The sequence below is a fragment of the Mesorhizobium sp. L-8-10 genome, from assembly GCF_016756635.1.
Lineage (GTDB): Bacteria > Pseudomonadota > Alphaproteobacteria > Rhizobiales > Rhizobiaceae.
This window is the reverse complement of sequence record NZ_AP023263.1, coordinates 5,422,156-5,449,036: the sequence shown is the minus strand read 5'-3', so window position 1 is coordinate 5,449,036 and position 26,881 is coordinate 5,422,156. Positions and strand designations below refer to the sequence as shown.

General features: G+C 61.8%; 30 protein-coding genes and 1 tRNA gene. 27 read left to right on the top strand and 4 right to left on the bottom strand.

What is annotated here, in order from left to right; translation table 11 throughout:
* The 8 genes from JN280_RS25265 (at position 1) to JN280_RS25230 (ending at position 4,969) form a co-directional block, all read left to right on the top strand.
* Entirely contained in the window at positions 1 to 639 is a 639-nt protein-coding gene (locus JN280_RS25265) for a head-tail connector protein (protein ID WP_202306412.1), read from the top strand.
* Positions 639 to 1,256, top strand: a complete 618-nt coding sequence (locus JN280_RS25260) for a phage head completion protein (RefSeq protein WP_202306410.1) — start codon at positions 639 to 641, stop codon at positions 1,254 to 1,256. Before JN280_RS25265 ends, JN280_RS25260 begins: the two co-directional genes overlap by 1 nt.
* Before the next feature lie 7 nt (positions 1,257 to 1,263).
* Positions 1,264 to 1,659, top strand: a complete 396-nt coding sequence (gene gp17, locus JN280_RS25255; RefSeq protein ID WP_202306408.1) for a tail completion protein gp17 — start codon at positions 1,264 to 1,266, stop codon at positions 1,657 to 1,659.
* Positions 1,659 to 1,943, top strand: a complete 285-nt coding sequence (locus JN280_RS25250; RefSeq protein ID WP_202306406.1) for a spike base protein, RCAP_Rcc01079 family — start codon at positions 1,659 to 1,661, stop codon at positions 1,941 to 1,943. Before gp17 ends, JN280_RS25250 begins: the two co-directional genes overlap by 1 nt.
* A gap of 6 nt (positions 1,944 to 1,949) precedes the next feature.
* Positions 1,950 to 3,272 carry a DUF4082 domain-containing protein gene (locus tag JN280_RS25245; protein ID WP_202306403.1) on the top strand — a complete coding sequence of 441 codons (1,323 nt, stop codon included), beginning with the start codon at positions 1,950 to 1,952 and terminating at the stop codon, positions 3,270 to 3,272.
* Positions 3,273 to 3,296: 24 nt separating this feature from the next.
* Positions 3,297 to 3,809 (top strand): hypothetical protein, encoded by a 513-nt coding sequence (locus JN280_RS25240; RefSeq protein WP_202306400.1) that lies wholly within the window; start codon positions 3,297 to 3,299, stop codon positions 3,807 to 3,809.
* Positions 3,810 to 4,114: 305 nt separating this feature from the next.
* On the top strand, positions 4,115 to 4,561 hold the full coding sequence (locus JN280_RS25235) for a phage tail tube protein (protein ID WP_202306397.1): 447 nt from the start codon (positions 4,115 to 4,117) through the stop codon (positions 4,559 to 4,561).
* Positions 4,562 to 4,570: 9 nt separating this feature from the next.
* Complete coding sequence (locus JN280_RS25230; protein WP_202306394.1) at positions 4,571 to 4,969, top strand: hypothetical protein; 399 nt, start codon at positions 4,571 to 4,573, stop codon at positions 4,967 to 4,969.
* 208 nt (positions 4,970 to 5,177) lie between these two features.
* Here the strand turns inward: JN280_RS25230 and JN280_RS40030 are convergent, their stop codons facing one another.
* A complete protein-coding gene (locus JN280_RS40030) occupies positions 5,178 to 5,300 on the bottom strand; it encodes a hypothetical protein (protein WP_274609112.1) in 123 nt (40 codons plus the stop codon).
* Here JN280_RS40030 and JN280_RS25225 point away from each other — a divergent pair.
* The 8 genes from JN280_RS25225 (at position 5,287) to JN280_RS25190 (ending at position 18,593) form a co-directional block, all read left to right on the top strand.
* Positions 5,287 to 10,122, top strand: a complete 4,836-nt coding sequence (locus tag JN280_RS25225) for a tape measure protein (RefSeq protein WP_342216123.1) — start codon at positions 5,287 to 5,289, stop codon at positions 10,120 to 10,122. The two genes, JN280_RS40030 and JN280_RS25225, sit on opposite strands and share 14 nt — an antisense overlap.
* Positions 10,112 to 10,729, top strand: a complete 618-nt coding sequence (locus JN280_RS25220) for a DUF2460 domain-containing protein (RefSeq protein WP_202306388.1) — start codon at positions 10,112 to 10,114, stop codon at positions 10,727 to 10,729. The genes JN280_RS25225 and JN280_RS25220 overlap by 11 nt, the downstream gene beginning before the upstream one ends.
* Positions 10,726 to 11,547: a DUF2163 domain-containing protein gene (locus JN280_RS25215; protein WP_202306385.1), complete on the top strand. Its 822-nt coding sequence runs from the start codon at positions 10,726 to 10,728 to the stop codon at positions 11,545 to 11,547. Before JN280_RS25220 ends, JN280_RS25215 begins: the two co-directional genes overlap by 4 nt.
* Positions 11,548 to 11,550: 3 nt before the next feature.
* The gene (locus tag JN280_RS25210; protein WP_202306382.1) at positions 11,551 to 15,081 is read left to right on the top strand and encodes a phage tail protein; all 3,531 of its coding nucleotides are present in this window, start codon (positions 11,551 to 11,553) and stop codon (positions 15,079 to 15,081) included.
* A gap of 3 nt (positions 15,082 to 15,084) precedes the next feature.
* Positions 15,085 to 15,543: a hypothetical protein gene (locus JN280_RS25205; protein WP_210387819.1), complete on the top strand. Its 459-nt coding sequence runs from the start codon at positions 15,085 to 15,087 to the stop codon at positions 15,541 to 15,543.
* Positions 15,540 to 16,250: a hypothetical protein gene (locus JN280_RS25200; RefSeq protein WP_202306377.1), complete on the top strand. Its 711-nt coding sequence runs from the start codon at positions 15,540 to 15,542 to the stop codon at positions 16,248 to 16,250. The genes JN280_RS25205 and JN280_RS25200 overlap by 4 nt, the downstream gene beginning before the upstream one ends.
* A gap of 12 nt (positions 16,251 to 16,262) precedes the next feature.
* Complete coding sequence (locus tag JN280_RS25195) at positions 16,263 to 17,429, top strand: LamG-like jellyroll fold domain-containing protein (RefSeq protein ID WP_202306373.1); 1,167 nt, start codon at positions 16,263 to 16,265, stop codon at positions 17,427 to 17,429.
* 126 nt (positions 17,430 to 17,555) lie between these two features.
* Positions 17,556 to 18,593, top strand: a complete 1,038-nt coding sequence (locus tag JN280_RS25190; RefSeq protein WP_202306370.1) for a right-handed parallel beta-helix repeat-containing protein — start codon at positions 17,556 to 17,558, stop codon at positions 18,591 to 18,593.
* Positions 18,594 to 18,598: 5 nt separating this feature from the next.
* Here the strand turns inward: JN280_RS25190 and JN280_RS25185 are convergent, their stop codons facing one another.
* The gene (locus JN280_RS25185; protein WP_202306367.1) at positions 18,599 to 20,095 is read right to left on the bottom strand and encodes a TadE/TadG family type IV pilus assembly protein; all 1,497 of its coding nucleotides are present in this window, start codon (positions 20,093 to 20,095) and stop codon (positions 18,599 to 18,601) included.
* A 144-nt stretch (positions 20,096 to 20,239) separates the two neighbouring features.
* Here JN280_RS25185 and JN280_RS25180 point away from each other — a divergent pair, with 144 nt between their 5' ends.
* Genes JN280_RS25180 through JN280_RS25150 form a run of 7 tightly spaced genes read left to right on the top strand, consistent with a single transcriptional unit; the run spans position 20,240 to position 22,481 of the window.
* Positions 20,240 to 20,767, top strand: a complete 528-nt coding sequence (locus JN280_RS25180) for a peptidoglycan recognition protein family protein (protein ID WP_202306365.1) — start codon at positions 20,240 to 20,242, stop codon at positions 20,765 to 20,767.
* Positions 20,768 to 21,172: a hypothetical protein gene (locus tag JN280_RS25175; RefSeq protein WP_202306363.1), complete on the top strand. Its 405-nt coding sequence runs from the start codon at positions 20,768 to 20,770 to the stop codon at positions 21,170 to 21,172.
* Positions 21,135 to 21,422, top strand: a complete 288-nt coding sequence (locus JN280_RS25170) for a hypothetical protein (RefSeq protein WP_202306361.1) — start codon at positions 21,135 to 21,137, stop codon at positions 21,420 to 21,422. The genes JN280_RS25175 and JN280_RS25170 overlap by 38 nt, the downstream gene beginning before the upstream one ends.
* On the top strand, positions 21,419 to 21,712 hold the full coding sequence (locus JN280_RS25165; RefSeq protein WP_202306359.1) for a hypothetical protein: 294 nt from the start codon (positions 21,419 to 21,421) through the stop codon (positions 21,710 to 21,712). The genes JN280_RS25170 and JN280_RS25165 overlap by 4 nt, the downstream gene beginning before the upstream one ends.
* Positions 21,713 to 21,720: 8 nt before the next feature.
* Complete coding sequence (locus JN280_RS25160) at positions 21,721 to 22,068, top strand: hypothetical protein (protein WP_202306357.1); 348 nt, start codon at positions 21,721 to 21,723, stop codon at positions 22,066 to 22,068.
* Positions 22,069 to 22,071: 3 nt separating this feature from the next.
* Positions 22,072 to 22,224 (top strand): hypothetical protein, encoded by a 153-nt coding sequence (locus JN280_RS25155; RefSeq protein WP_202306355.1) that lies wholly within the window; start codon positions 22,072 to 22,074, stop codon positions 22,222 to 22,224.
* Entirely contained in the window at positions 22,221 to 22,481 is a 261-nt protein-coding gene (locus tag JN280_RS25150; protein ID WP_202306353.1) for a hypothetical protein, read from the top strand. The genes JN280_RS25155 and JN280_RS25150 overlap by 4 nt, the downstream gene beginning before the upstream one ends.
* 127 nt (positions 22,482 to 22,608) lie before the next feature.
* Here the strand turns inward: JN280_RS25150 and JN280_RS25145 are convergent, their stop codons facing one another.
* Both JN280_RS25145 and JN280_RS25140 read right to left on the bottom strand, forming a co-directional pair.
* Positions 22,609 to 22,959, bottom strand: a complete 351-nt coding sequence (locus JN280_RS25145) for a hypothetical protein (protein WP_202306352.1) — start codon at positions 22,957 to 22,959, stop codon at positions 22,609 to 22,611.
* A 43-nt stretch (positions 22,960 to 23,002) separates the two neighbouring features.
* Complete coding sequence (locus JN280_RS25140) at positions 23,003 to 23,284, bottom strand: hypothetical protein (protein ID WP_202306349.1); 282 nt, start codon at positions 23,282 to 23,284, stop codon at positions 23,003 to 23,005.
* A gap of 114 nt (positions 23,285 to 23,398) precedes the next feature.
* Here JN280_RS25140 and JN280_RS25135 point away from each other — a divergent pair.
* The 4 genes from JN280_RS25135 to JN280_RS25120 all read left to right on the top strand — a co-directional run bounded on the left by JN280_RS25135 (position 23,399) and on the right by JN280_RS25120 (position 26,789).
* A tRNA-Cys gene (locus JN280_RS25135) sits at positions 23,399 to 23,472 on the top strand.
* Positions 23,473 to 23,546: 74 nt separating this feature from the next.
* A complete protein-coding gene (locus JN280_RS25130; protein WP_202306347.1) occupies positions 23,547 to 24,221 on the top strand; it encodes a protein-L-isoaspartate O-methyltransferase family protein in 675 nt (224 codons plus the stop codon).
* A 167-nt stretch (positions 24,222 to 24,388) separates the two neighbouring features.
* A complete protein-coding gene (locus JN280_RS25125) occupies positions 24,389 to 25,771 on the top strand; it encodes a TolC family outer membrane protein (RefSeq protein ID WP_202306344.1) in 1,383 nt (460 codons plus the stop codon).
* A gap of 313 nt (positions 25,772 to 26,084) precedes the next feature.
* Complete coding sequence (locus tag JN280_RS25120) at positions 26,085 to 26,789, top strand: PopZ family protein (RefSeq protein WP_202306341.1); 705 nt, start codon at positions 26,085 to 26,087, stop codon at positions 26,787 to 26,789.
* Positions 26,790 to 26,881 lie beyond the last annotated feature (92 nt).

Below are 26,881 nucleotides of genomic sequence, written 5' to 3'. Positions count from 1 at the left end.
ATGCTCGACATCGACGTCATCGTTGAGCCGACTGCCGTCGCCACTGACGTCGTGTCGCGCGCCGATCTCAGGAAGCATCTTCGGATCTCGTCGACCAACACTGCGCTCGACGATGTGATTGACGCTGCGATCGCCGAGGCTGTCGACAAGCTCGACGGGCCCGGCGGCGAATTGAACCGCACGATCCTGCCGCGCACCTACAAGCGGTATATGAAGAATTTCCCAGGCAACGATGAGAACGGCGATCCGAAGCCGATCCTATTGCCTTTCGCGCCGTTGCTGTCGGTGCTCGCCGTCACGATCGAGGACGGCTCGAGCCCTGACAACAATCTTGTCGTCAACACCGACTACATCGTGAAAACCGGCACACTGGTGCCGGAAATCCATCCGGTCACCGCTTGGCCCTCTGTCGAGGACGTGGTGCGCGGCGTCTCGGTCACCTATCAGGCCGGCTACACCACGTTCCCTGACAAGCTGAAGCGCATGGTGAAGATCCTGGCGGCCCATTACGTCGAGAATTCCGAGGCGACGATCAACGAACCGCGTCAGATGATGATCAACAGGCGCGTCGAATTCGGCATGGATGATCTTCGCGCGGCGCTCAAAATCCCGAACTCTTTCGACGACTGGAACGAGTGATGCGCTCGGGGGCACTGCGCAACGTCCTGACCATCCAACGGAAGATCCAGGTCGGCGTCACCGATCTCAATGCGCCGAACTTCCTCTGGCAGGACTGGCGCACGCCCTTCTGTGAAGTCACGGTGCGCCGCGGCCGCGAGCATTTCGATCCGCAGACAAAGCAGCGCTACAGCGAGGACGTCTGGCACTTCCGGGTGCGCTACACCGAAGTGATCGGTGCCGACGCGACGATGCGGATCAGCTTCGAAGGCATGCTGTTCGATATCAAGTCGGTCCGGCCGGATGCGCAATATCGTCAGGACTGCATCGTCGAGTGCACGATCCAGGATTTCTTCCTCGAGAGCCGGGCGCTGTCGATCGCCATCAAGGAAGCGATTCCTGCCGGAACTGTCGGCGTCGCCTACGGCGGGTTCACTGTCACGGCCGTTGGCGGCACGGCGCCATACACCTTCGTCGAGGAGTCGGGAACGCTTCCGCCAGGGCTGTCGATCGATCCGTCAACGGGCGCGGTGTCTGGCACGCCGCTCACGGCAGGGGCGTACTCTGTCGACATCCAGGTCACCGACGCCGACGGCACGATAGCGACGCTGCCGGCCTTCACGATCACCATCAGTTGAGGCGCCCATGTCCTCTTTGGGAATCGTGATCACCAAACTCGGACAGACGGGCGCGGTGACTGCAATCACGGGATCCGCCGGCATCTATCCGGTCGATTTCCCGCAAGGCGCGTCGCCGCCGTGCGTCGTGGCGAACATCGTCTCCGGCGTCGACGAGCCGTTCCTCGAGGGTGCAGCGAAGTTCTGGCGCGGCGTGGTGACGGTCGAGTGCTTGGCGTCAACGGCAGACGTAATGGTGTCACTCGCAGAAGCGGTGATCGAAGCGCTGAACGGGACCAAGAACGCGACGATCGCCGGCCACACGGATGTCTCAATCCTGAAGGGCGGCACGGACTTTACGGACAAAAGCGATGACCGAAGCACCTATCGGCGCACGGTCGATTTCAAGGTGAGGTGGCGATAATGGCTGCGGTTGATCCCTGGGACAAGACTCCCGACGAACAGACATTTGGCCGCGCCGGCGCGACGATCACGCCGAACGACAATGAAGACCTCGAGACCGTGTCGAAGGGACTCTATGTCTTGGCCGAGGGGACCGTTGCCTACATCCCTGCCAACAATGAGGGGAACTCCGGCGCGGCCATCCTCACTACGGGGTCGCTCACGGCCGGAAGCGTGATCCCATACTTTGTGCGCCGCGTGATGTCCACGGGCACCTCCGCGACGGTCGCGTCGATCGACAAGTGATCCACCATGATGCTCGGCCTGGGCTTGCGCCTTCCGGCGACGGCGATGAAGTCGGCCGGCGGCGCTCCTCAGGCAGCCGAGGAAACGATCTTCGATCACTCGACGACGACCTATGCCGGGTCGAATGCGGACTCCGCCGTCTCCTTGGGCATCGAGGTCATGCCGCTTCGACCTGGCGAGTTCACTAAGGTCTATTTCTGGAAGACTGCGGCGGACGTGGCGACAAGTCGCAGCGTCGCGCTCTACAGCACTTCCGGTACGTTATTGGGCTCAGGCGAGACCGTCGACGAGGCGGCGGGGCCCGGTTGGGTGGAATGTGAACTATCGTCTCCGGTATGGCGCGACACCGCGGAGTCGGTAGTCGCAGTCGTTCACTTCCCCGAGGGTGATTATGCGGCGCAGGCTGGCGTATTCAGTTCTGCCGGCATCTATTCAGGAGACTATGGCATATATGCGCAGCCGACAGGTGACGCAGCGAACGGCAACAACGCATTCAACTATGGTCCGACAATAGAGTTCGCCAACAGCACAGGTAATGGAGCGTCGTATGGCATCGACGCAGGCTTCGTCGCCGACGCCCTGCCTGCATATAGCAACCTGTCGGTCTACCCGAACGCAGGGAATACAGGAACGTTGGCCGGGGCGTCTCTCGATGCTTGGACCGGCCCGACGATCATCGGCGTCGATCATTTCGTCATCTACAACAAGACGATCACGACTCCTCTGGAAATAACTGGGGACGATTTCCAGATCATCAATTGCTTGATCGATGTGTCGAGCGGATATGCCGTCAGTGCCGAGAATGCCGGTCCGGTGATCGTTCGCAGCTGCACCATCGTCGGTCCTGGCGCAAGTGGGTTGGGTAGTGCTGGGATTCTGGCATCAGGCACTGTGCTGCGTAACGACATTTCAGGATTTGAGAACGGCATCATTGTTGCCGCCGGCGCGACCTCTGCAACGATCAAGGATAACTATGTCCATGATTTGGACAATGGCGGCGTCGACCCACACTACGACGGCATTTCACTTCATGGCCTGCAGAGCAACGTCACCATCCAGAACAATACGGTAATCGGTCGCGACACTTCCGACATCTTCATCCAGAACAATGTCGGGGCGATCGACAACGTGGACGTCAACGGCAACTTCCTCGGCGGAGATCCCGGCTTCAACATCTATGTCGAAGGCCCGGATGTGACCAACGTCACCATTCGCAACAACCGCATGGTGCAGGGTGGCTCCGGGTATTTTGCAGTGACTGATGCATCGCCGACAGTCGAGGCCAATAACATCGATGACTCGACCGGAAATGTGATCCCGTATCCATAAAAGACTGAAGGTCGATTTCGAGCAATGGCCATCCGTCGTCGAACTCTCGCCGGGGACGTTGCTCTCCGGAACAATCTCAAGAAGTTGGGAAAAATCTACGACGGCAAAACGCTCGACATCGACATCGAGCACGCCCTTGAGCCACTCGCCAAGCAAACCGAGACCAACGCAGTCAAACTGCGTGACTTCGTAGGGAAGTATCCTGGCTTTCCGCAGCCGCAGACGCCGCGCAAGGGCGGTCATCTCGACGAAGGCGTCGTCTCGAAGCGGGTCTACGCCAAGGGGAACACAGTTCGCACCTGGTGGGTCTCTTTCCGCAAGCGGGCACGCAAGCTTGCCCACCTTGTCGAGTTTGGAACGGCACCGCACTTCCAGCCAAACTTCCGCGGCGGCTTTAGCCATCCGGGCGCGCGCCCGCGACCATTTTTCCGATCGGCCTTCAGATCAAAGAAGGACGAAGTGATGGACCGATTTACCCGGCGCGCGGCGACTCGCCTCTCATCTGTCGCCATCCGGATGCGCTCAAGAACTCGCTGAAACTGATTCAGGGATCTCGCTATGCCCCGAGGTGTCTATCCACGCCGCCGGCGGGCGGCGAAACCTGTTGAGGCGGTGCCGCCGCCCGTACCAAAGATCGAAGAGATAGCCGAAGTCGAGGGCGCCCCAGCGGCGCCCTCTTCCATTTCGGCCACCCCTTCCTGCGCCATGGTCGAACGTAAGTGGCGGGGGAAATACCCGGTCTGGCAGTGCGCGACATGCCGGGTCGATACGCTCGATCCCGCGCTGGCGAAGTGCCCGAAGGGCCTACCAAGCAACCCAAAACATCTTTGAGGAGATAACCGATGACCGTTTCTACGGGTAAGGTCGGCCTTGGCACGTTGTTCAAGGTCGGCGACGGGCAGTCGCCCGAAGTCTTCACTGCCGTTGTCAACGTCGTGTCGATCAACCTGTCCGGCCGCTCGGTCGAAGAGGTTGACTTCACGCACCTGGCATCGTCCGGCGGCTTCCGTGAGTTCCGCGCCGGCTTCAAGGATCCGGGCGAGGTCCAGCTCACCTGCCACTACGATCCTTCGAACGCCACGCTCAACGGCACGGCCGGTCTCGAATACCTTCTCAACCAGGGCACCCAGTTCAACTGGGAGATCGACATGTCCGGTACCGGCTTCGCCTACAAGCTCACCGGCAACGGCTACGTCTCGGGCGGCGACTTCACCTTCACCGGTGAGGATCCGATCACCTACGAGGTGACGATCCGCGTCTCCGGCCAGATCTCCGAGTCGGCGGCCTGAGGATAGCCGATGAGCAATCAGCCCCATATGCGTGGCGAGCTCCCCTTCCCGGAAGCCGGGGAGGGGGTTGTTCTGCGTTTCACCAATCCGGACTGCGATCATCTTCACAAGAAGTTTGGTGATCAGTGGTTCGGCGACGCGGTCGCGCGCTGCAACCGGGCCGACATGACCTATCTCAGGGAGTGCGTTGCGGTCGGCGGCAAGAAGGACGGCAAGGGTCATCGGATCGCGTTCGATGAACTGGACTGCCCGGTCTTCGTCATCTGCGAGAAGGTTCTCGACGCTCTCTTCTTGGCCATGCACGGCCGGACGTTCGAGGCCCACCTCAACCATCTCGACTCCGTGGCGATCGCGAACGCCGGAAAGAATGACGACGAGGGAAACGCGTCGAGCCCGGAGAAGTCCTGACCAAGCTTCAGGACGAGGCCTATGCGGCCGGCATGAGGCCGCATGAGTTCTTCGACCTCACTCCGGGCGAGGTCGCGCGATGGCTGGGCCCGAACTGGCGCGGCCATATCGAGAAGGCCTATTGGACCGAGACTATCCGCAGAAGAAAGAGACTGCCGTCGAAGGTGGCGGAGCTCTTCCCGCGGGAGCGTGAGGTTCTCACGGACGATCAGATGCTGGCGAGGATGAAGTCCGTAGTCGCCGAATTCAATCGGCGCCAGGCGGCCACCAGTTCTCCATCGCCATCTCCATCAAAAAAGAAGTCAGGGAAGTAAGGCATGGCCCAGAACATCGGCTCGCTTTATGCCGACCTGACAGTCAATTCCGGGCAATTCGTATCCGGCATGGCGCTTGCCGAACGCGTTGTTGCGCGCACGGCACGCACCATCCGGACCGAGACAGGGATTGCACAAGCTTCAGTCGAGCGGTTCACTCGCTCGACTTCATCTTCGGCCATTCGGCCATACGGTCTCATCGCCGTTTCGCGCGCCTTCGAGCGCGTCAATGACCGCGTATCGCTTCTGCGCGGCACGATGCTGGCGACCACAGCCGTCTTCGGCGGCTTCACGGCTGCTCTCTCCTCCAATCTCATCCTCCGCTACGCCGACACCTACAACAATCTGTCGAACCAGATCCGCGTCGTGTCCGAGGATACGGCCGACCTGGCCGGCCAGATTGCTGCGGTGTCAGCCGTCGCCGATCGGTCGCGCGGCGCGCTGCAAGCGACGGCGACACTCTATTCGCGCCTGGCAAAGGCGGCGCCGAGCCGGTCGACCAGCGAAGTCCTCAATTTCGTCGAGACTATCCAGAAGGCGCTCGCGCTCGGCGGCGCGACGGCGCAGGAAGCCGCGTCGGCCGCGATTCAGTTTTCGCAGGCGATCGCTTCCAACCGTCTCGGCGGCGAAGAACTGCGCGCCGTCCTCGAGACTCCGCTCGGTCTCGCCCTGGCCAAAGGCCTCGGCGTCACGATCGGCAAGCTGCGCGAAATGGGCTACGCCGGCGAGCTCACGGCTGACCGCGTGCTCGGCGCCCTCTCGAACGTCAAGGGCGAGATTGACCAGCAGTTCTCGAAGTCAGTCCGCACAATTGACCAGAGCCTTGTCCAGGCCGACAACCGTCTCACCGAATATGTCGGCACGCTTGACAAGACCTATGGCCTGACCAGGATCGTCTCGGGTGGCATCCTCACCTTCGCCGACAACATCGACACCGTCGCCACGAGCGTCGGCACGCTCGCGCTCGCTCTTGGCTCCGCGTTCGGCGGTCGGCTGCTCGGCCGCGGCTTTGGCCGCACAATCGACGCGACGTTCGGCGAGGTCGGTCGCCGGGCCAAGGACGCCAAGATCGAGGTGCAGCAACTCGAAAGGGCTCAGTCCGATCTTCAGAGGACTCTGGAGCGCAGCACGCGCGCGTTCGGCCATTTGCAGCGGCAGGACGATATCGAATTCGCATCTCGCGGTGACCTGAAGAGGATTCAGCGCGAAGAGGCAAAGCTCAACCAGATCCTTGAGGCGCGCCAGGCGACGCAGAAGCGTCTCGCCGACGCCACCGCGGCGGCCGGCTCCGTGCAGGTCAAGACGACCGCTGCCGTTGCCGCTTCCGCAAACAAGATCGTCGAGACTCAGCAGAAGATCGAAGCGAGTCAGCAGCGACAGGTCACGCTCGCAAACTCCCTCGTCCAGGCGGAAACTCGCCTCACAGCGGCCAAGGGCAAACAGGCGCTCAATACGGCCAACATCAGCGCTGTTCGTGAGGCGGAGAAGGACATCATCCGGCTACGTCAGGGCCAGGTCGACGAGACGGCTAGGGCGGCAAAGCTGGAGGAAAGTCTCTCTTCTCAGCGTGTCGTGCTCGCCGAGCGTGTCGGCTCCGCCGAGGCCAGGGCCGCCGAAGAGAGGGCAAAGTATCAGGCCATTGCCCGGCAGGCGATCGTCGACGATGCGAAGCTTCGCGCCGACGAGATCAAGCAGACGGAAAAGCTCGGCCGCGTGCGCGCGGCAGTGGCCGAAGTCGGCGCGATCGGCAAACTGGGCGAGGTGAGGGCGGCACAAGCCGGACTCGATGGGCTGCGCACCAGTCTGCAAACGACGTCCACTTCTCTTGCGGCGGCGACCCGCGGTACCAGCATTCTGCGCCAGTCATTTGGACTTCTGAAGCAAAGCGGCGCCAGTTTGGTGGGCTTCCTCGGTGGGCCATGGGGCGTCGCGTTCACTGCCGCGATTGCTGGCTTGACCTTTTTCGGCACCCGCGCGGCCGCAACCGCCGCTCAGGTGGAGCGTGCCCAGAAGTCGTTGGACGAGCGCCTCGCCAAGATCGCGGCCTCTGGAAACGAGATCGCCGAAGCTGCCGGTAAGTCGGTGGCCGCCGAGAAGCTGAAGGGCCAGCTCGACGCGACCGAAGCTGAGATCGAGGACTATCGCAGCATCCTAGAATCGAATGCGAACGAGATCACCGGCATCCTGCAGGAGATCTTCGGAGACCAGGTGCGCAATCAGACGATTGCGCCAGAGGAATTCGAGTCGTCGCTGACAAAGATTGCCAGCGCACTCGACGAGATCGCGGCCAAGGCAGCTAAGGGCGAGATTCAGCTCGCAGAGCTTGGTACGGCCGTCAAGGCCATCCCCGAGCTCAGCGCTGCCGATCAGTTTTCATTGGATGCGCTTGTTGAGGCTGTCCGGCAAGCGGCCAGACTGAAAAGCGGTATGGCTGGCGCGTCGCAGGACGCAAAGAAGTTCTCCGATGCGCTCGGCCAGAGCATCGGCAATCTCGAGGTAATCCAGTCGATCAATGCCTCTGCGCAGTCGGCGGCCAGCGCGCTGGAGTCATATGAGATCGCGCTGAAGGCTTCTCGCAAGGCCGCGCAAGGGTTGCTTTCCGAAGTCCAGAAGATCTCGCGAGAGTCTGAGTACGAGGCGACTATCCGCAAGAATATTGCGACGATCGTGAAGGACAACGCCAACGTGATGGCGGGCGAGGCGCGCGAAGTCGCGATTGTCCAGACGGTTCTCGACATCATCAACAACAGCTCTGATGAGTGGCTGAAGTCGACGGAGGCAACCAAGGGCGAGTTCGGCCGGTTGCTCGCGATCGCCAAGCAGGTTGCTCCGAACATCGATTTTTCGAAGGCAGCGCTGAACCAAACGCAGTTGGCTGCCGTCAACGATATGGTCGCCAAGCAGATTGAGCTTCTCTCAAAAGAAGGGCAGCGCCTGGTCGTCGGCGAGCGCGAAGCCAAGGTCCTCGAAAGGCAGGATGAGCTCATCGAGAGCATCCGCAGCAAGTTTGGCACGATAGCAGGGCTCGACATGTCTGAGCTCCGGCTTACCGCCGAGACCCTTGTAGCGATCGAGGACGGCGCAAAGTTCCTTGACGGCATCGTCAAGGCGTCGAAGGGCTTCGGCGAAGCGCTGCGCTCTGCAAGGCAGGATCTCGCCAATTCCGAGAAGATCTATGATCGGCTGCTGGGCACCGCCCAAAAGATGGCAGCCGAGACGGAACTGGAATCGCGCATCCGCGAGGAGACGGCAGCCATCCAGTCGGACAATGCCGGCCTAACAAAGCAGCAGGCGACCGACTACGCCAAGATCAACATCGTCCTCGACATCATCCGGAACAGCTCGGATGAGTGGCTGCGGTCGACCGAGGCGACGTCCGGCGAATTCGCGAAGCTCCTCGCCTATGCGAAGGAGATCGCGCCCAACATCGACTTCTCAAAAAAGGCTCTTGACCAGACGCAGATCGCTGCTGTCAACGACATGCTGGCGAAGCAGACTGAGATATCGCGAACGACTGCAAGCCGGGTTCTCATCGGCGAGCGCGAGCGCGCGATTTTGGAGAAGCAGGCCGAGATCCTCGGCACGATCCGCGACACCTACACGACGATCGAAGGCGCAGATCTCAGCGCTGTCCGCCGCACCGCCGAGGCACTGGTCGATTTCGAGCGCGGCGCTGCTGCGATCGCTCGCGCGGACTCGGTGCTCGAGCAATTCAAGGGTAACACGGCCAGCCTCGGCATTGTCGCCGCCAATGCGGCCAACCAGTATGTCCGCTCTCTCAACGGTGTAGGCTCATTGCTTTACACCTTCCGTGCGCAGCAAGCGGAGATCCTTGGCCAGTTCGTCGAGACGCGTCAACAGACGGCCGATGTGACCAGTGCTTTGGCGGCCTACCGCGGCGAGCTGCAACGACTGGTTTCCACATCACAGCAGAACTTGTTCGGCGATCTCGAGCGCACGCCTTTCATCCAGGCTGAAATCGACAAGACCGGTCAGGCGATCGTCTCGCTGGCGCAGCGATTCGAGCAGGGCAAGCTCAAGAGCGTTGATCTTGTCAAAGGCATGGACGAAATCCGCAAGCGCCTGGCCTCGCTCGGCGCCGACACCGATGCCCTCGATCCGTTCATCAACAACGTGCTGACCGCCATCGAGAAGGTAGCGCAACTGCTCAATGTGCTTGGGCTGTTGAAGCGTCAGCAGTCCTCGCTCGGCTCGGGCGGAGCCGGCACTACCGGCACGCGCACGCAGGTTCCGGTCGGCGGCGGCAAGACCGTCGGCGTGCACAGCTTCAGCTCAACGGCCAACGACAACTCGCAAGAGGTTGTCAGGTCGATCGAAAACAACGTCGGCGTGACCCGCTATGGTCTGGATCAGGCCACCGAGGCAACCAAAGGCGTCAGCCAAAGCGTCGGTACGCTGGACAGCAATATCGGGGACCACTTCGGCAGCCTTGGCTCAACCGTCTCCGGCGGGTTTCGCAATCTCCAGGAGGCCGTCCAGGCCATCAGACAGGCTGGCGGTCGCGTCGGCAGCGTCAACTACCAAGGCGGCGCCGGAATCGGCTTGGGCAGGACCATTCTCGGGAATGATCGCGGCAGTAGCTCAAGTGGTCGGACGTACACGCTCAGCACCAGCCCGACGCTGCCGACGCGTGAGCTCGCGACCGATACTGATTCCTCGATGTCATCGACTACCGAGGAAACGGCGAACATCAGCGTCAATGTGACGGTCAAGCCGGTGATGGAAGGCACGCGATTGTCTGCCCAGAGCCGTGCGGAAATCCGCCAGGCTGCCGCCGACGGCGCCAATGCCGCCCTGAGGGCCTATCATGGTCGATAACGTCATTCTTTCAGAGCAGGTCGCCCTTGGCTTCAAGGGCGGCCCGACCTTTTCGACCGACAAGCTCGCAATGGTCAACGGCCAGGAAAGGCGTCTCCAAAACAGGTCTGTCGCCATCCACCAATTCATGTGGGAGTACCGAAACCAGACCCGCGCTATCGTCGAGGAACTGCGCGAATTCTGGTTCGATCGCCGCGGTGACTTCAAGGCGTGGTTGCTGAAAGACTGGGGCGACTATCAAGCCGCCGGTGAGCCCTTTGGCGTCGGCGACGGAAGCACGAAGACGTTTCCGCTCATCAAGACCTATACCGGCGGGTTCAATCCGTATGAGCGGACCATCAGACACCCAAAGTCCGGGACGCTGCAGGTCTTCGAGGATGGGATCGAGGCATCGTCAACCGACTCGCCATCGGCGTATCATTTCGATAGCGACACGGGCGTGACTTTCGCTGTCGCGCCGGCTAACGGCGTCGTTCTGACCTGGACTGGTCATTTCTATGTGCCGGTCCGCTTCGACGGCGATGTCTTTTTCGCGACGGTCGACTATCCCACGTCCATTGACGCTCTTTCGGTCAGCGATCTTCGGGCAGTCGAGGTGATCCCGTGAGCCGGAACTGGTCGGCGACGCTCATTTCCATGCTGTCGGGTGAGGAGATCACACGCTGCTTTCTGGCCGAGTTGAACAACGGCATCACGCCGGTCGTCAGGATGACGAGTTTCGATGCCGATCTCCCCATTGGAGCTGAGACCTTCTCAAAATCGGCCGGCTTCAACGTCTCCCGCTACGTGGTCAGGACCGGCGGGGAGGCGGCCGCGCTCGACATCGAACTGCCGTTCTCGGATGACGGACCGATCTATGCCGACCACGTCCGCCGTGGAGCATGGCGCGGGGCCACCGCAATCATCTGGATCGCCGACTTCTCGACCAGTCCGCCGGGACGCGAGATCATTGCGCAGGGCTTCGTCGGTCTGACCGAGTTCACCGACCGTCTGCAGGGCCGGATCGAGATCGCGACGCTTGCGGATGCGATGAAGGACATCATCCTTCCGACGATCCAGACCAAGTGCCATTTCCAGTTCGCCGGCCCGCGCTGCGGTGTCAATGCGGCGACCTACACGCGCACGGGCGAGGTGACAGCCGTCACCAACCGGCGGAACTTCACGGCCACGGTCACGAGCCCGGGTTCTCTCAACTTCACCAAGGGCAAGGTGACCTTTACCAGCGGGGCCAATGCCGGCGCCAAGGCATGGGTCAGGTCATGGTCGTCGGGAACCGGCGTGTTCGAGATGGTGACCGACTTCCCGTTCGATATCCAAGTCGGCGACGACTTTTCCGTCCTCTCCGGCTGCGAGCAGGACCGCGCGGCCTGCGTCCTCTACGACAACGTCAATCGCTTTCCTGGCACCGAATTCGTCTTGGAGTGAGCGATGGCATTCGACGTGACGAACATCGGGTCATTCAACCTTCATGACTACTACATGTCCTTTTCCGGGACGTCGGAGACGGCCAAAGCTGTGTCGGCAGAGACGCAGGTCCAGGCACACACGCTCGGCGCGACACTTCCTTTCGTCATCGGCACAGGGCGCGTCGATGGTCACTATTTCATCGGTGGCATTTCGACCATCACGTCGACAACGATCACGTCCGAAATCGTCGATGCGGGCACACCATACGACTATCTGGGCATACGCCGCTTGTCGTCATCGAGTTCTGGAACGGGCGGGCAGACCTATACCAGTTCTCTTCAGGGCACCCCCCACGTCTATAAGACGGTCGAGACCGAGACCGTCACAACCGAGACAGTTGCCCGCGCCGGTTACATCCTTGCCTACGACCCCTTCGAGCGCGGCTACGATCTGATCCGGCTCGAGGTCGATGACAGGATCGTCTATGATGCGGAGACAGGAATCGGCTCCTCGACCGAATTCCGCTTCTATGGCGGGCGCCAGACCGCAGTCGACGACATTCTGTCCGATATCATCGGGGCGAACGCCGGGGCCTACCAGAACTTCGTCTATGTGATCCTCGACGGCTATGACGCCGACACGCCGCCGCGCGTGTCCGCCGTCATATCGAATGCCGCGTCGGCGCAGCCGTCAAATGCCGAGATCGAATGGACGAGTACGGTCCCGAACACGTTCGACGACCAGTCGGACATGGCAGCCTATGACCAGAGCAGTGCGCTCATCTACCAGTTGCTGACGCAGGACGACATTCCCAGCCTGTCAGACGTTTACCTCGCCGTCCTCGATCTCAATACCAAGGAGGAGCGCTACCGCGTCGTTCTCGAGGATTCTGGGGCATTCGTCGGGCAGGAGCAGTACATTCTGGCGCTGCCCGGCTCTGGCCATGTCATGGTCAAGTTCGAGGTGACGGGAACCAGGTCCTATCGCATCTACAATGCGAACACCGGTGCCCTGGTCGCCGACGCCGATGGCGACGACGATGTGAGCATCACCGATGACAACATCCAGTGGATCGGCCAAGGCCGGCTGGATGAACGTTTCGTCTTTCTGGGCCGCAACCTGCAGACGACCGGTGCGCACCCGACTGCCTCCTATCTCGGAATCGTCGATCTCGCGCGTGGCACCTTAGACGTCACGGTCGACACGACACGCGAGTTCATTTCTGTCGTCTGCACCGGCCGCAACCGGACCGGCACAGTATCGTTCTTCGGCCGCGACGGATCGACTGGTCTCGGTGGTCCGACTGATCTCTACGAACTCACCTTCGACGGGTTGACCGTCACATGGGATCTGGTTGCCACGGTCGCCGACAACGTCTATGCGATCCACTATGACAGCCTGACCGGCTATCTGGTCGTGTCGACGACTGACGGGTCTCCCGGCACCACGCACAGCCTCGTCTACTACAATCCGGATTCCGGCCTCAGCATCGACACCTTCACCACGACCTACCTGATGGAATCGCAGGGCGCGGTCACGGCTCCAAGCGTTCATGCCCCGAGCCGGTTCTTCCCCGACCTTGGCTATGCCCTGTTCAAGCGGGTTGGTTCATATGAGGTCTATCTGCTCGATATCAGGCAGAAGACGCTCTCTCTGCTCCTGACGATCCCAACCGTTTACATCGATGACGTGCAAGACGTCTACGCGTCATTCATCGACCATGGCCGTAGGGTCTACTACACCAGTCACGGCGATGACATCTGGACCGAACGCGCGCTACCGAACATCTCTCCAGGATTGGTTGACCTGGATGACGTCATCACCGACGTCGCGAGCCTCGCCGGCTTCGGCCCAAGCGACCTCACCTTCGAGGGCTTCACGGGCACCCAGACCTATGGATTCGTCATCAATTCAGACACCACCGTCCAAAACGTGCTGAAGGGCCTTAGCGACGTCTTCGACTTCACCTTCTGCGACACCGGATCGGGATTCTTCTTCAAGAAGGCGGGCAGGGACGGTTCTCTATCGATTGACGTGGCGCTCACCACGGCAGACCTAGTCGAGCGCGCCGGCGGGGCCGTCCAGAGCCGCGACGAGGCCAATCTGCGGACGCCTGCCGCCGTCGAACTGGAATACGTCTCGAAAAATTCGGGCTACAAGCCACTATCGGCACCGTTCTCAATGCCGACGGGCGTGCTCAACTCGATCCGAACCGAGAAGATGTCGACGCCTGTCGTCTTGACCGACGCGATGGGCCAGCAGTTCGCAACAGAGAAGTTCTTCGAGTTCCAGAAGCGGCGCCGTGAGCACAACGTCATTGTGGCACCCGAGCATATCGACGCCCTGCCGGGCGACATCATCACCTTCCCGTCCGGCCTCATCACCTATACGGCCCGCATCGAACAGATGGCGATCGAGCTCCGCACCATGGCGGTCGAGATCAGCGCACGTGATTTCCAGACCGAGGTGTCGACCACGATCACGGCAGTATCCAACAATGGAGGCGTGGCGCAGATCGTCTCGTTCGCGACGCAATACATCCACCTCGACGTGCCGCTGTTCAAATACTCGGACGATCTCGATGGCACTGCCCTTGTCCAGTACGGCGTGATTGCGCCGCGCGGGCAGAACAATTGGACCGGCGGCGTCCTCTACCGCGGCGACACACCGCTCGGCCTGTCGCCGATCATCGACCAGGCACCGCATAACGGGACCATCGGCATTTGCACAACTGTCCTCGGCAATCCATTGGATCCGTTCGGCACAACTGACACGTCCACGGTCACGGTCCGCCGCACGTCCGGCAGTGGGAGTTTGCTTGCAAGCAAGACTCAGGCGCAGGTTGAGGCGGGTCAGAACAACGCCTTCATCGGACAGGCCGGCAGGTGGGAATGGGTCGGTTTCACGACCGTCACCGATAATGGCGATGACACCTATGCATTGTCCGGCTTTGTCCGGCGCGGCTACCGTGGCACGGAAGTCTTCTGCGACGAGCACGCCGTCAATGATATCTTCGTGCTTATCGACGAGGAATGGCTGCGGAAGATGCCGCATCCGACCTCCGATCTCGACCAGACGCGCTACTACAAGGCACTCGGCACCGGACAGAAAACGCTTGCCGGCACTACGCTTCCGCACGTGGTCAGGGGCGCCGCCGAAACACCCTATGCCACGACCAACCTCTTTGCCGCTCTCGGCGGCAGCCCTGGGGGCATCGATATTGAGTGGGACTACCGCTCGCGGGTTGCGGCCGGTACCAACCCGTCGAACCATGGCGAAGCGTCGCTCTCCTTCGAGATCGACATCATGGACGGCGCGACGGTCAAGCGGACGCTGACGAGCACCACAAACTCGGTCAACTATTCGGACGCGCAGGTAATCGCTGACTGGGGGAGCTACCCCTCTTCCCTCACTTTCCGGGTCTACATGATGAGCGCTGTGGTCGGCCGCGGCTACCGAGCCCAGGCTACGATACCGCTCACCTACGATCTGACCGCCGACACTACGGTCATCCTCGCCGACAGCACCCTCATCACAGCCGACCAGGAATAGTCCATGGCACAGAAGACAATTGGCATCGGTTCCGCCCCAAACGACGGGACCGGAGATCCGCTGCGCACAGCCTTCGGTAAGGTGAACGACAATTTCACCGAGCTTTACGTCTGGCGCATGACCATCGCTGTCTCTGACGAGACAACCGAGCTGACCGTTGGCACTGCGAAGGTGACGTTTCGCATGCCGTGCGCCATTACGCTCACGGAGGTGCGTGCATCGCTTACCGTTGCGTCTGACTCTGGCGGCAGCGTCGTCGTCGATATCAACGAAAGCGGTTCATCGATCCTCTCGACCAAACTGTCGATCGACGCGCTCGAGAAGACGTCGACGACGGCGGCGACACCGGCGGTGATCTCCGATGCGAACCTGGCCGACGATGCCGAGATGACGATCGATCTCGATCAGGTCGGAACCGGCGCCGCGGGGCTCAAGGTCACGCTCATTGGGACGTTGGCATGACCTTCCTGCTGAACCCGTACATCCTGGCAACAGCAGGCGGCGGGGACTTGCCGCCCGGTGCCATCGCGCATCTCGATTTCCTTAACGGCTTCTATTACGCCGGCGGTGCCGAGCAGGCTGTCGGCGACATCCTCGGCGGAGCCTTCGACGCAACTCAGATCAGCGGTGCATCTGGCATGCTGGTCAGGAACACCAACACGAATCGCCCGAACGCGATCGGTGCGCTGAAGACCGACTTGACGACCGCCGTGTTCTCTGGCGGCACCATCGTCGTCGAATTCACCCAGCTGAATACGGCTTCAGGCGGTCTTCTGAACTTCATGGATGGTGCCGACTACGACGCCTCCATCGAATACGTCCTGAGCGACTTCGGTGCGAGCGCCGGCGGCATCAGTATGGAGGACTTCTGGAGTCTTTCATATTCCGGCGGCTCGGCCAACATCGCCTCAAACTCACTCAACAAGGTTGCCTTCACGCTCGCAGAGGACATTGGGGGCGGCAACCGCAAATACGCCCACTCGATCAACGGCGGCACGGTCTATTCCGACACGGTGACATACCTCGTCAGCGCCCACATGCCGACCATCGCGACGATCGCCATGTTCCACAAGGCGCAGGAGTTCGGCGAGATGCAGGCCTACATCCGCACCTGCACCCTCTATGCCGCAGTCGACAGCACCGAACTTCCCACCCTCTCGACCCCATGATGGGAGCAACCTATGTCGAACAACCTGGAGCTCGGCGATCTGAAGATCACCCTGACGACCATCGAGGACGAGCCGATCTCGGCAAAGTTCGAACTGCCGGACGGCTCGGTCGTCACCCGCCCATTCCCGGAAACCGGAGAACTGACCATGAAACTGGGTCTCGGCCTCGGCCTTTCGCATGTGCAGTCCGGCGGCGGGTCTTCCGCTTCGGCGCCGACCAACACCGGCCTGCCGGTTATTTCCGGCACGCCGACTGTCGGCCAGACCCTGTCGACCACGAACGGCACATGGGATGACGGCGGCGCGGCGATCTCCGGCTATGCCTATCAGTGGAAAGCTGGCGGCGTGGATATCTCCGGCGCGACCGCCTCGACCTATGAACTGACCAGCGATGAGGTCGGGGACAGCATCACGGTGACGGTGACGGCGACGAATTCGGCCGGATCGACGCCAGCGACTAGCGATGCGGTCGGGCCTGTGGAGGACGCTGATCCGAATTTCTCGAGCGTCGTGCTGCTCGCCGGCTTCAACGGGGTGGATGGCTCTACGACCTTCGATGACGAGTCGAACTCCAACCACACAATGACCGCAGCCGGCAATGCGCAGGTCGACACGGCGGTCGTCAAGTTCGGCACTGGATCGCTGCTTTGCGACGGCACTGGCGACTGGATCAACATAGCCGACAGCGACGATTGGTATCTCCCTGGCGAGTTCACGATGGAAGCGTGGGTCAGGCCTGATGCAAGCACGGTCACAACGCGAGCGATCTGCGGGCAATGGACCAACCTCAATCCGAACAACAGCTTCTACTTCTATTACGTCTGGTCGAGCTCGACCGCAAAATCGTTCCGCTTCCTGATGTCGCCTGATGGGACGGCGGCTAGTGCCGTTGGTCTCACTCAGGCCAACACCAACATCGATCAGTCGGTGTTCCACCACGTCGCTGTCGATCGCGATGCAAGCAACGTGGCCCGTCTCTATGTCGATGGCGTTATGGTCGCGTCGGCCACGATCACGGGCGGGGCGAACGTTACCGGCAATCTCCGAGTGGGAGACCGCGGCAGCGGCACCGCGCCATGGCTCGGCTGGATCGACGAACTGCGCATCACTAAGGGCGTGGCGCGATATGCCTCTGATGGTGGCTTCACGCCGCCGACCGCAGCGTTCCCGCGGCAGTAATCCACCTAAGCATCTCAGGGCCATACCGACCTCCCCGACAGCGCGCCGGGGATGCGGACGGGGGAGCGCGCATGACGTGCATACGCAGTGCATCTCACCCATTTCCCCAATCGAGGAATCCAACCTATGAACCCTCCTGATTTTCAGGCGGTGCTCGCCGCCGCTTTCACAACTGCGCTCAATGAAGCTCTCGCCGCCGATGCCGCTGCTGACGCGGCCGAGATCGAGCGCATCAAGGCCGAGTGTGCCGCCAAGATTGCCGCGGCGCTGGCAGCCGATGCCGAGCAGGACGCGGCTGCCTTCGCGGCGAAGGACGAAGAAATCAAGATCCTCAATGACGGCGTCGACGAGCGGGATGCGGAGATCCTGCGGCTGAAGGCGCGTATCGCCGAGCTCGAGGCCGGCCAGCCCGCACCGAATCCGGTGCCCGAGCCGGAGCCTGAAGAGCCGACAGAGCCGGGCGCCTTTTGGCGGGGCCTTGCGACTGTCTGGCCGACTGCTGCGACGACTGGCCCGCGCATTCCTGTCGTGGCTGCACCGTCGGGCAACGTAAGCGGGCTTGTGAAGGGCAAGCGCTTCACCGGCACTGTCAAACCGGCAAACGGCACCGTCTTCGAGGACTGCGAATTTGTCGGAAACGGCGGCTGGGGCATCGACGGCGACGGGCGGACGTTCACCGTTGATCATTGCAAATTCTTATCCACGCGCGGCGGTCCGGCCGCCATCCTCGGCAACGCCACGGTGATCTCCTGCGATATTTCCGGCTGGGAAGACGCAATCAAGACGCAAGGCTCTGGCTGGGTTATCCGGGGCAACTACATCCACGGCCCGCACATCACGTCGACGTCGCACAATGACGGCATTCAGGTGCAGTGGTCGAACAGCAATGGCCTGATCGAGCAGAATTACATCTCCTGGCGGGACACGTCTGAGGTCTTCCTGCAGACGCTTTCCGGGAAGATCGACAGCATCACGATCCGCCACAACTGGCTCGGGGGCAGTGACCTGCCGCTGCGCATTGAAGGCGGGTGCACGAACTGCACCGCGACGGAAAACGTCATCAAGCAGGGCAACCCGACGTACCCGAATCACGGTTACTACGACCTCAACCCGCAGGTTCGTGCGTCGGGCAACATCGACGCAGTGACCGGCAAGCCGATCTGACAACCTCAACGGTAGAGCTGCACGTTGTCCTTGGCAAAGTTGGTCATTGTGCCGCGGCCACGGGCGCCGTCTATGTCGACCACCTCGGCATAGAGGATGTCGTCGTCGCCGACGGGTTCCGTCAGGAAGAAGCTTGCAAAGCCCATTGCTGGCGGAGCGCCGCTCTGGCCGTTGAGTTCTGAAATCACATTGGGATCGCTGCAGTCGAGAATCGCGGCATAGATCAGGCGGCGGTTCGGATTGCTTGACGGGCTGGCATGACAGCCTGGCACACCAGTCTCGCCGCCGAGTGAAGCATTATCCACCAGGTTGTTGTTGATCTCATATTTGTAGAGATCATAGCGCGACGGCGGGTTGGCATTGGTGTACGGGTAGCCATCACTGTCCACGAAGCCCGCAAGGTCTGTGGTGGTGTACCCGTTCGCCGCGACATAGCCTTCGTAATCCCAATCTCCCGTGCCGATCTGACCGTTGCCCGTATAGGTCTGGTCGGCGGTCAACTGCCGAAAATTGGCTGGGTCCTCAGCCGGGCTCATGTCGCATGGGTCGGTGCCTGGATTTTTGCCCTTCGGGTTGAATTTGTAGCCCTTCCGGACGTTCGGCGCCGCGGGCCATGCGGGGCCGTTCTTCCCGAAGTGCGGGCCGTAGAGGTCGAAACGGGTGTTGAAGGCTGCCTTGGCCTTTTCCGTAAAGTTGCCGGTTTGCGTGTAGACCTGTCGCACGCTGACACATTCGGGCACCGTTCCACGCGCGAGGTCGAGAGCCAAATCGCCTTCACCGTAGCCGTGGGCATCCTTCGGTCGTAGGAAGCCGAAATTGCCGGGCCCCCACGATGTGTTGCCCATGATGAGCTTGATGCCCTTGTTGTAGAACTCGCCAGAGTTGGCGACCTCGTACAGATCCTGACCTGGAAACGGGTTGCAGATGAAGACGGGCACCATATTGCAGACGACAGGCCCGGAATTTCCGGCCACCGCCTCGGCGGCGACCTCTAAATTATTGTCGCCGGCGCTTCCGGTAAGGAACGAGGCGGGGAAGATTGCCGAGAAGTCGGTTGGCACGATGCGGACCTGGAGGAATTCTGTCTCATCGGTTGTCGCTGCATAGTTCGCAACGGAAATCGGCGTTGCGTCGCTCGCCGGGATCGACTTCAGGAAGCACCACTGGAGGTCGCCTCGGGCCCGGCATGCCGCATTGTCAGGATCGGTTGTGACCGAACCGGCTGTTGCGAGAGTAGTCGGCCCGGCCGTCGAGAATGTGGTGGTATTGTCGACCAGGTTTGCCATCGCCCGCTCCGCGCGGACCCATGAATCGGCGCGGCCGTCGAGTTCTGCCGCCCCGGCAATCGCGAAGGCATCGGCCCCCTTCTGAAGATCGTTGTGCAGGCTGTTCACCCGGCTCATGTCGATCGCGAGAAGCGCGAAGCCGATGATCACCGGCAGCATGATCGAGACGAGTACGATCGCCATGCCGCGCTCGTCATTGCGGAAGTCATGAAACATCGCTGGGCCCCACCCCTGTAGATCGCGACTTTTAAGTGAAGCACTACTTGCCGTTGCTGGCAAGGTCGGAACTTACCAAGGGGTTAACGCCTAAACCGAAGTAGGTAGGCGCACCCGCTCCAACAACCTAGAGGAAGTTGTGTCATGATCCCATCCGATTGGATGCCGGATGCTGCCATCGCGCGCATCATTCTTCACTGGACAGCCGGCAGCCACAAAGCGACTGACTTCGATCGCAAGCACTATCACGTGCTGATCGAGGGCGACGGCAAGCCGGTCAAGGGGTTCCCGTCGATTGCGGCGAACTCGCTGCCGCGGGCGAAGAGCGGCTATGCCGCCCACACGCTGAACTGCAACACTGGCTCGATCGGTCTCTCGATGTGCGCCATGGCCGGCTCGAACGAGCGGCCGTTCAAGCCAGGGTCGTACCCGCTCACCAAGTCGCAGTGGGATGCAGCGTCGACGGCCGCCGCCGATCTCTGCAAGCGCTACAAGATCTCGGTCTCGCCCAAGACCGTGCTCAGCCACGCCGAGGTCCAGGCGAACCTTGGCATACGGCAGCGCGGCAAATGGGATATTGCCATCCTGCCGTTCGACACCGCTTTCGATACGGCGCGGGAATGCGGCGATCGGTTCCGCGCCGAGGTCGCCGCCAAGCTGGCGCGCCTGTAAATGAGTTTTCTGGCGCTTGCGCGGGCCGCGTGGGGGATCCTGCGGCCCATTCTCACCTTCGGCATCACACTGCCTCTCTGGGTTTTCATAGCCGCCGGCGGCTGGCTCTGGTGGGACCGCACGTCGGCAGTCCGCGAAGCGGTGGAAAAAGCCGTTACCGAGCTCGTGGCCGGGGCTCAGCTTGATGCGCTTGAGTCTCAGCTTGTCGAGGAGCGGCGGCTGCGCGCCTTCGTCGAGGGCAAGGCGCGGGCACTGGAAATCGCGAACAAGGCTTTCGAGGAAAAGTATCTTCTCGCCGAGCTCGAAAAGGAGGGGCTTGCCGATGAACTGGACGAGATCAGGGCTGCTCCTGCGCCTGACGGGTGCGTTGTCGATCGCGCTCTGCTTGAGCGGATGCGCAAGTAATAGAGCGCTGCTCGGCAACGCCATGGCGGGGAAAGCCGGCGCGACCATCGCCGCCGAGGCGATCGAGGAGGGCAGGGAAGTACCGGACATCCCTGCCGACTGCCGGCGGACCGAGGCTGGCGGGGTTTCGCTCGGCGACCGGCTCGACGTTGCGCTCGTCAAAACAGATCGGGCGCTCGGCCGCGCCAACGCGCGCGTGCTGCGCTGCGCGGCCTGGCACGACGATTATCGCAAAGGGAGGAAGGGGTGAGGATCTGGCTGATCACGCTTTGGGCCCTCGCGGTCATATCGGCAGTGATGTGTGTCGTTCTGCTGTCCAAGCCGGCCGACGCTCAGACGGCGTGCGTGCCGCTGGCCGATCTCCTCGCCGCGCTGCGCGACAAGTATGGCGAATACGTCGTCGCCACGGCTGAAACGCCAGGTGGCCAAATGTTCATCACCGCCGCCAAGCACGGCGCCTTCACCGTCGTCATCGCAAACCGCGGCATCGGCTGCATCGTAATCACCGGCGAGTCCTTTCAATCCGACAGGGGCATATAGGGGGCAAAATGAACATCTTCGGGCAAGATCCTTCGTTCTGGCTGGCTGTTGCCGGCGCCACGCTGTTGAAGCTGGCGACATCGGCACGAAAGTCACTTTGGCAATCGGCGATCGCCGTTTTTTCGGCAGTGTTCGCCGCCTACTTCTTCACCGACGCCGCCCTGGGGTGGTTCAGCCTCGATCCTGCGACCTACAAGAATCCGATGGCGGCCCTGATCGCTCTATCGGGAGAGGGGATGATGCGGCTGGTCCTCAATGTCGTGAACGACCCGAAGCAGGGGATCAACCTCTACAGGCACTGGCGGGGTGATGCGCCGGCCGACATTCCCGAAGATCCGTCAAACCGGGAGGAATGACCAATGCGCCGGGCGATCCTTTGGCTGATCCTGATCCTGGCATGCTGGAGCGCGCTGATCGCGATTTCGCATTCAGCAGATCCTGATCATCGAACCTCGCAGGGGGAAGATCCGCGCCCGGCGGTACCGGGCAATGTGAAAGGAGAAGACCGATGACGGTCCGTGCAATGTTCTACGTCAAGGAAATCAACCACCGCGTCACTGGCGACGCCTCGTCGGTGAACGTCGAGGTGAAGATGGGCGCCGCCTTCGGTGGCTATCTGAAAGGCCTTCCGGAAGGAAATGGCGACTGGTCGAAATGGACGCCGTCCGGCGACCTGTCCATCACCATCACGAACCCCGGAGCCATCGAGCAATTCGAGATCGGCGAGGTCTATTCCTTGACTTTCGAGAGGGCGGCCAAGGCCGACTGACCACGAACCCCGCGCCCGGCGGGTAATCCGGGCGACATCCTCCAGGCAAAAACTGCCCCCCGCCGGCTCACAAGCTGGCGGGGGCCTTTTTGCGTTTCAGGCCGCCCTCGGTCGGCGTGCCGGCGGCTCATCGCTTTTTCTTCGGCTTCGCTACTGGAATCTCATCGATCCAAGTGGCTTCGTGAAGCTCTTTGAGCGCATTGGCATCCTCTTTGGTGTCAGCCGTAGCGAGCGGCCTGCGCAGCGTTTTGCCGTCAGGAGCCTTTTCGAGCACGCCAACCTCATAACGCATCTTCGGAGCTGGCTCCTTGGGCTGGCCCTTCCCACGCTGCACGTCCGCCTCATCGATCTCGTTCGAGTTGATCGTGATAGGCACGGAATACAGGGGATGCGTCATGGCCACATCGCCGTCGTCCAGCACCCTCCTGACTGTCCAGTGCAGAGTGATCCTGTCGCCGACTTTCAGATCCTTGGCCATGGCACAAATCTATCGCGCGCCGGGAATGCGTCGAGTCCGCCGCTCATCGATCCGTTCGAAAGCCGCGCGCCGCGCATCCTTCGATCGTCCAGCGGTGCGCGCGCGAATCAAGATCGGTCTGACCCCTAAGAACCTTGGCGGCGTTCAGCCGCGCCCGTTCGCATGTGGCCAGGTCGAAAACATCCGGCGGCACTGACTGGTCCTGGAGACTCTTCAGGAACAGCATGCCGTAATAGAAGGCCGCCCATGAGCCGATCACGAGCCCGATTTTGGCAAGGGTGAGGCGAGAAACCATGGAGTGTGAGGTTGCCACAGCCAAAACCATTCGGGAACGCTTATTCAGAATGAGGTAGGGGATTTGATTCAGAATGGGGTTCGTGCAGTTGACACCAAAATCGGCGCAACCTATTGAAGCCGCGTAGAACGCCGGCAGCGGCGAGGCCTCGTGGCGGAGTGGTTACGCAGAGGACTGCAAATCCTTGCACCCCGGTTCGATTCCGGGCGAGGCCTCCAATCTCTTCAGCTCGCAGCATGTTCTACCCGGAATGATACGCACGGAAGCGCGTTGAAAGGCGGGGCGATTGGACATGAACGCCGATTTTTCCGAACAGCGCGCGAAGATGGTCGACGGCCAGTTGCGTACGACCGACGTGACCAATGCGGCTCTGCTTGATGCTATGGGCTCCGTGCCCAGGGAAGCTTTCGTCGACCAGAAGCATCAGGTGCTCGCCTATATCGACGAGGATCTGGAGGTCGCGCCGGCCACGGACGAGCGCGGGCCACGCTATCTCATGGAACCGTCGCCCTTTGCGAAGCTCGTACAGCTCGCCGACGTCCGCCCGGGCGACGTGGTGCTCGATATCGGATGCGGCACCGGCTATTCGGCGGCCGTCCTGTCGCGGCTGGCGAGTTCGGTGATCGCGCTCGAAAGCGATTCCGCGCTTGCCGAGCGTGCCGGTTCGACCCTCGCCGCCCTCGGCTTCGACAATGTGGCGGTGGTTCAGGGGCCGCTCGCCGAGGGTTTTGCTGGTGAGGCTCCGTACGATGTCATTATCGTCGAGGGGGCCGTGGGCGAGATCCCGTCGGTGCTGTTCGGGCAGTTGAAGGAGGGCGGCAGGCTGGTCGCAGTGGAAGGAACCGGCAATGCCGGGGTGGCCAGGATCTATCCCAAGGATAACGGAATCGTCACTGGCCGCAGGGGGTTCAATGCGGCAGTAAAGCCACTACCGGGGTTCGAAAAGGCCCCGGCGTTCGAATTTTGAGCGCGATTCGCTTGCGGTCGGCTCGTAACCGTGATGCGCTGCGTTCCGGCGATCAGTGCTGATTCACCGTCGGGGGACCTTGACGGAAATTGGCGGCGTGAGATCGGCGTGTCTGCGTTGAAGGCTGTGGCCGGGCCGGCTACCGTCAATTGGATGAGGGGTTTATCGTGAGAATATTGCGCAAAGGTTTATTTGCGGCAGCCATTCTGGCAACGACGGCCCTGTCTCCGGCATCCGCCGAAACGCTGACCGGTGCGATGGCCAAGGCGTATCAGAACAATGCGGAGATGAACGCGGCGCGCGCCGGCGTGCGCGTAACCGACGAAGGCGTGGCCATCGCCAAGTCCGGTTATCGTCCGATCATCGCAGGGACGTCGTCGGTCACGCACACTTCGGAGAGCGGTGTTCTAAACTCGCAGCGGCTCACTGTCGGCAGCTTCGGCATCGAGATCCAGCAGAGGCTTTTCGACGGTTTCCAGACAAGGAACAATGTGCGGGCCGCTGAGGCCCAGGTGCGCGCTTCCGACGAGAGCTTGCGCAACACCGAACAGACAGTGCTCTTCAACGCAGCGGCGGCGTTCATGGATGTCATCCGCGACCGTCAGGTCGCGGTACTGCGCCAACAGAACCTCCAGTTCCTCGAGGAGCAGGTTCGTGCGGCCAAGTCGCGCTTCGAGGTGGGTGAGGGAACGCGTACCGACGTCGCCCAGGCGGAGGCCAGCCGCTCTTCGGCCGTTGCCCAGCTCGCCTCGGCACGTGCGAATGTGCTCTCCGTGGAGGCCGTCTATCGGCGGGTGATCGGCGAGTCGCCGGGCAAGCTGGCGTCGCCGGCCGCCGCCAAGGGACTGCCCAAGAACGTTGACGAGGCGATCTCGATTGCAGCAGTGCAGCATCCGGCGATCCTTGCGACCGAACATCTCGTCGATGCCCAGAATTTCGTCGTGAAGTCGACCGAGGGGCAACTGCTGCCGCAGCTGTCGGCGTCGGCCGGGCTTTCGCGTACGAACCGCTCGACTTCGCCGGCTGCGGTCTCGATCTTCGGCTCGTCGGACGGACAAAGCGATTCGGCGACGATCGGCGCAACGCTGTCCATTCCGCTCTATCAGGGCGGACGCGTGGCGGCACAGGTTCGGCAGTCGAAGGAGCGCCTCGGCGAGGCGCGCATCGAGGTCGACGTGACGCGCGACCAGGTGCGTGCAGCGGTCGCTTCGGCCTGGGCCCAGTTCATCGCTGCCCAGGAGGCGGTGGCCGCCAATCGCGATGAGGTCTCCGCGGCCAAGCTCGCCTTGAACGGCGTCATCGAGGAGCGCAATGTGGGGCAGCGCACGACGCTCGACGTGCTCAACGCGCAGGCCGATGTGATCACCGCGCAGATAAACCTCGTGTCGTCCGAACGCGATGTGGTGGTGGCGAGCTATGCCATCCTGTCCGCCGTCGGGCGGCTCTCGGCCGGCCGCGTCGGCCTGAATGTCGTCGAGTACAAGCCTGACGAGCACTACAACGCCGTCAAGGACAAATGGTTCGGCCTGAGAACTCCCGACGGCCGTTAAGGCATGTCTCCCGAAAGTGGGAACCGGTTTCGGGACGAAGACATGCGTAAGAGCAAATAAAGCACGTCTCCCAAGAGTGGGAACCGCTTCGGGGCCAGGGACATGCATGAACACCTCAAGCGCGCAAAGCGAATCCGATAGATCGCGACGCGCCTTGAGAGCGCCGGGCGGTCACATAGTTGTGTGAAACGCCTGCACGATCCCTTGAGGGATTCTATCGCGGCCCGTGCTCCGCTACGCTACCAGTTGATTCGGAACCGTTTTTTCCAGCATGCGGCGGCTGCGGCAGGCCGCCAGGGTGGCGAATGTGACGATGGCACAGGCAAGCAGCGCGCAACGCGAACCTTCGATGGAAGAGATCCTCGCATCGATCCGGCGGATCATCGAGGACAGCGATCAGGGCCGTAAGCCCGTCGAGGCGGACCTGCAGGGGCGCTTCGATGTGGCGAATGAGCGCAACGAGGCCGCTGTCATCGAGGTCGACGCCTTTCGCGCCGAATTGCGGGGCAGGATCGATCGCGACCATGATCTGCGGCAGTCCGAAGTGAAGGACGAGGCGCAGCTCGCCGTGGCATCGGCGCCGGAAGCCGCGCCGGACCTCGAACCTCTCTATGCCGCCGGCGAAAGCGCGCGACCGGCTGCTCTCACGGAGGCGAGGCCCTCCCTTGAGCCGTTTGAGGACGAGATTCAGGCCGCTGTCGAAGACACTCTTCCGGAGGCCGTTCCGCTTCCGGAGGCGGTGAAGCCCGCGGCTGCCACGCCGCAGCCGGAGGCCGCCGAACCTCCGGCTCCGCCGGTGGCGCGACCGGCGATCATCTCGGAGCAGGCCGGCCGACAGGTGGCCGCTGCTTTCGGCGAATTGTCCGAGGCCTTTGCCGCCAGCCGCCGCAAGAGCTTCGACGAGATGGCGGAGGAGATGCTGCGGCCGATGCTGCAGGATTGGCTGGACAACAACCTGCCGACGCTCGTGGAGCGCCTCGTACGCGAAGAAATCGAGCGCGTCGCCCGCGGCGGATAATCAGCGATTTCCGTTTCTCTGGCTTCGACCGGTCAGCCCCCCCCGAGCGGGTTTTGGCAATCGCGCGTCGGTGAATTCCGGCTCCGCAGGCT

Excerpts from the sequence above, each read along its gene's own strand:
- JN280_RS25265 (WP_202306412.1), top strand. The coding sequence starts at position 1 with ATGCTCGACATCGACGTCATCGTTGAGCCGACTGCCGTCGCCACTGAC.
- JN280_RS25260 (WP_202306410.1), top strand. The coding sequence starts at position 639 with ATGCGCTCGGGGGCACTGCGCAACGTCCTGACCATCCAACGGAAGATC.
- gp17 (WP_202306408.1), top strand. The coding sequence starts at position 1,264 with ATGTCCTCTTTGGGAATCGTGATCACCAAACTCGGACAGACGGGCGCG.
- JN280_RS25250 (WP_202306406.1), top strand. The coding sequence starts at position 1,659 with ATGGCTGCGGTTGATCCCTGGGACAAGACTCCCGACGAACAGACATTT.
- JN280_RS25245 (WP_202306403.1), top strand. The coding sequence starts at position 1,950 with ATGATGCTCGGCCTGGGCTTGCGCCTTCCGGCGACGGCGATGAAGTCG.
- JN280_RS25240 (WP_202306400.1), top strand. The coding sequence starts at position 3,297 with ATGGCCATCCGTCGTCGAACTCTCGCCGGGGACGTTGCTCTCCGGAAC.
- JN280_RS25235 (WP_202306397.1), top strand. The coding sequence starts at position 4,115 with ATGACCGTTTCTACGGGTAAGGTCGGCCTTGGCACGTTGTTCAAGGTC.
- JN280_RS25230 (WP_202306394.1), top strand. The coding sequence starts at position 4,571 with ATGAGCAATCAGCCCCATATGCGTGGCGAGCTCCCCTTCCCGGAAGCC.
- JN280_RS25225 (WP_342216123.1), top strand. The coding sequence starts at position 5,287 with ATGGCCCAGAACATCGGCTCGCTTTATGCCGACCTGACAGTCAATTCC.
- JN280_RS40030 (WP_274609112.1), bottom strand. The coding sequence starts at position 5,300 with ATGTTCTGGGCCATGCCTTACTTCCCTGACTTCTTTTTTGATGGAGAT.
- JN280_RS25220 (WP_202306388.1), top strand. The coding sequence starts at position 10,112 with ATGGTCGATAACGTCATTCTTTCAGAGCAGGTCGCCCTTGGCTTCAAG.
- JN280_RS25210 (WP_202306382.1), top strand. The coding sequence starts at position 11,551 with ATGGCATTCGACGTGACGAACATCGGGTCATTCAACCTTCATGACTAC.
- JN280_RS25205 (WP_210387819.1), top strand. The coding sequence starts at position 15,085 with ATGGCACAGAAGACAATTGGCATCGGTTCCGCCCCAAACGACGGGACC.
- JN280_RS25200 (WP_202306377.1), top strand. The coding sequence starts at position 15,540 with ATGACCTTCCTGCTGAACCCGTACATCCTGGCAACAGCAGGCGGCGGG.
- JN280_RS25195 (WP_202306373.1), top strand. The coding sequence starts at position 16,263 with ATGTCGAACAACCTGGAGCTCGGCGATCTGAAGATCACCCTGACGACC.
- JN280_RS25190 (WP_202306370.1), top strand. The coding sequence starts at position 17,556 with ATGAACCCTCCTGATTTTCAGGCGGTGCTCGCCGCCGCTTTCACAACT.
- JN280_RS25185 (WP_202306367.1), bottom strand. The coding sequence starts at position 20,095 with ATGTTTCATGACTTCCGCAATGACGAGCGCGGCATGGCGATCGTACTC.
- JN280_RS25180 (WP_202306365.1), top strand. The coding sequence starts at position 20,240 with ATGATCCCATCCGATTGGATGCCGGATGCTGCCATCGCGCGCATCATT.
- JN280_RS25175 (WP_202306363.1), top strand. The coding sequence starts at position 20,768 with ATGAGTTTTCTGGCGCTTGCGCGGGCCGCGTGGGGGATCCTGCGGCCC.
- JN280_RS25160 (WP_202306357.1), top strand. The coding sequence starts at position 21,721 with ATGAACATCTTCGGGCAAGATCCTTCGTTCTGGCTGGCTGTTGCCGGC.
- JN280_RS25155 (WP_202306355.1), top strand. The coding sequence starts at position 22,072 with ATGCGCCGGGCGATCCTTTGGCTGATCCTGATCCTGGCATGCTGGAGC.
- JN280_RS25150 (WP_202306353.1), top strand. The coding sequence starts at position 22,221 with ATGACGGTCCGTGCAATGTTCTACGTCAAGGAAATCAACCACCGCGTC.
- JN280_RS25145 (WP_202306352.1), bottom strand. The coding sequence starts at position 22,959 with ATGGCCAAGGATCTGAAAGTCGGCGACAGGATCACTCTGCACTGGACA.
- JN280_RS25140 (WP_202306349.1), bottom strand. The coding sequence starts at position 23,284 with ATGGTTTTGGCTGTGGCAACCTCACACTCCATGGTTTCTCGCCTCACC.
- JN280_RS25130 (WP_202306347.1), top strand. The coding sequence starts at position 23,547 with ATGAACGCCGATTTTTCCGAACAGCGCGCGAAGATGGTCGACGGCCAG.
- JN280_RS25120 (WP_202306341.1), top strand. The coding sequence starts at position 26,085 with ATGGCACAGGCAAGCAGCGCGCAACGCGAACCTTCGATGGAAGAGATC.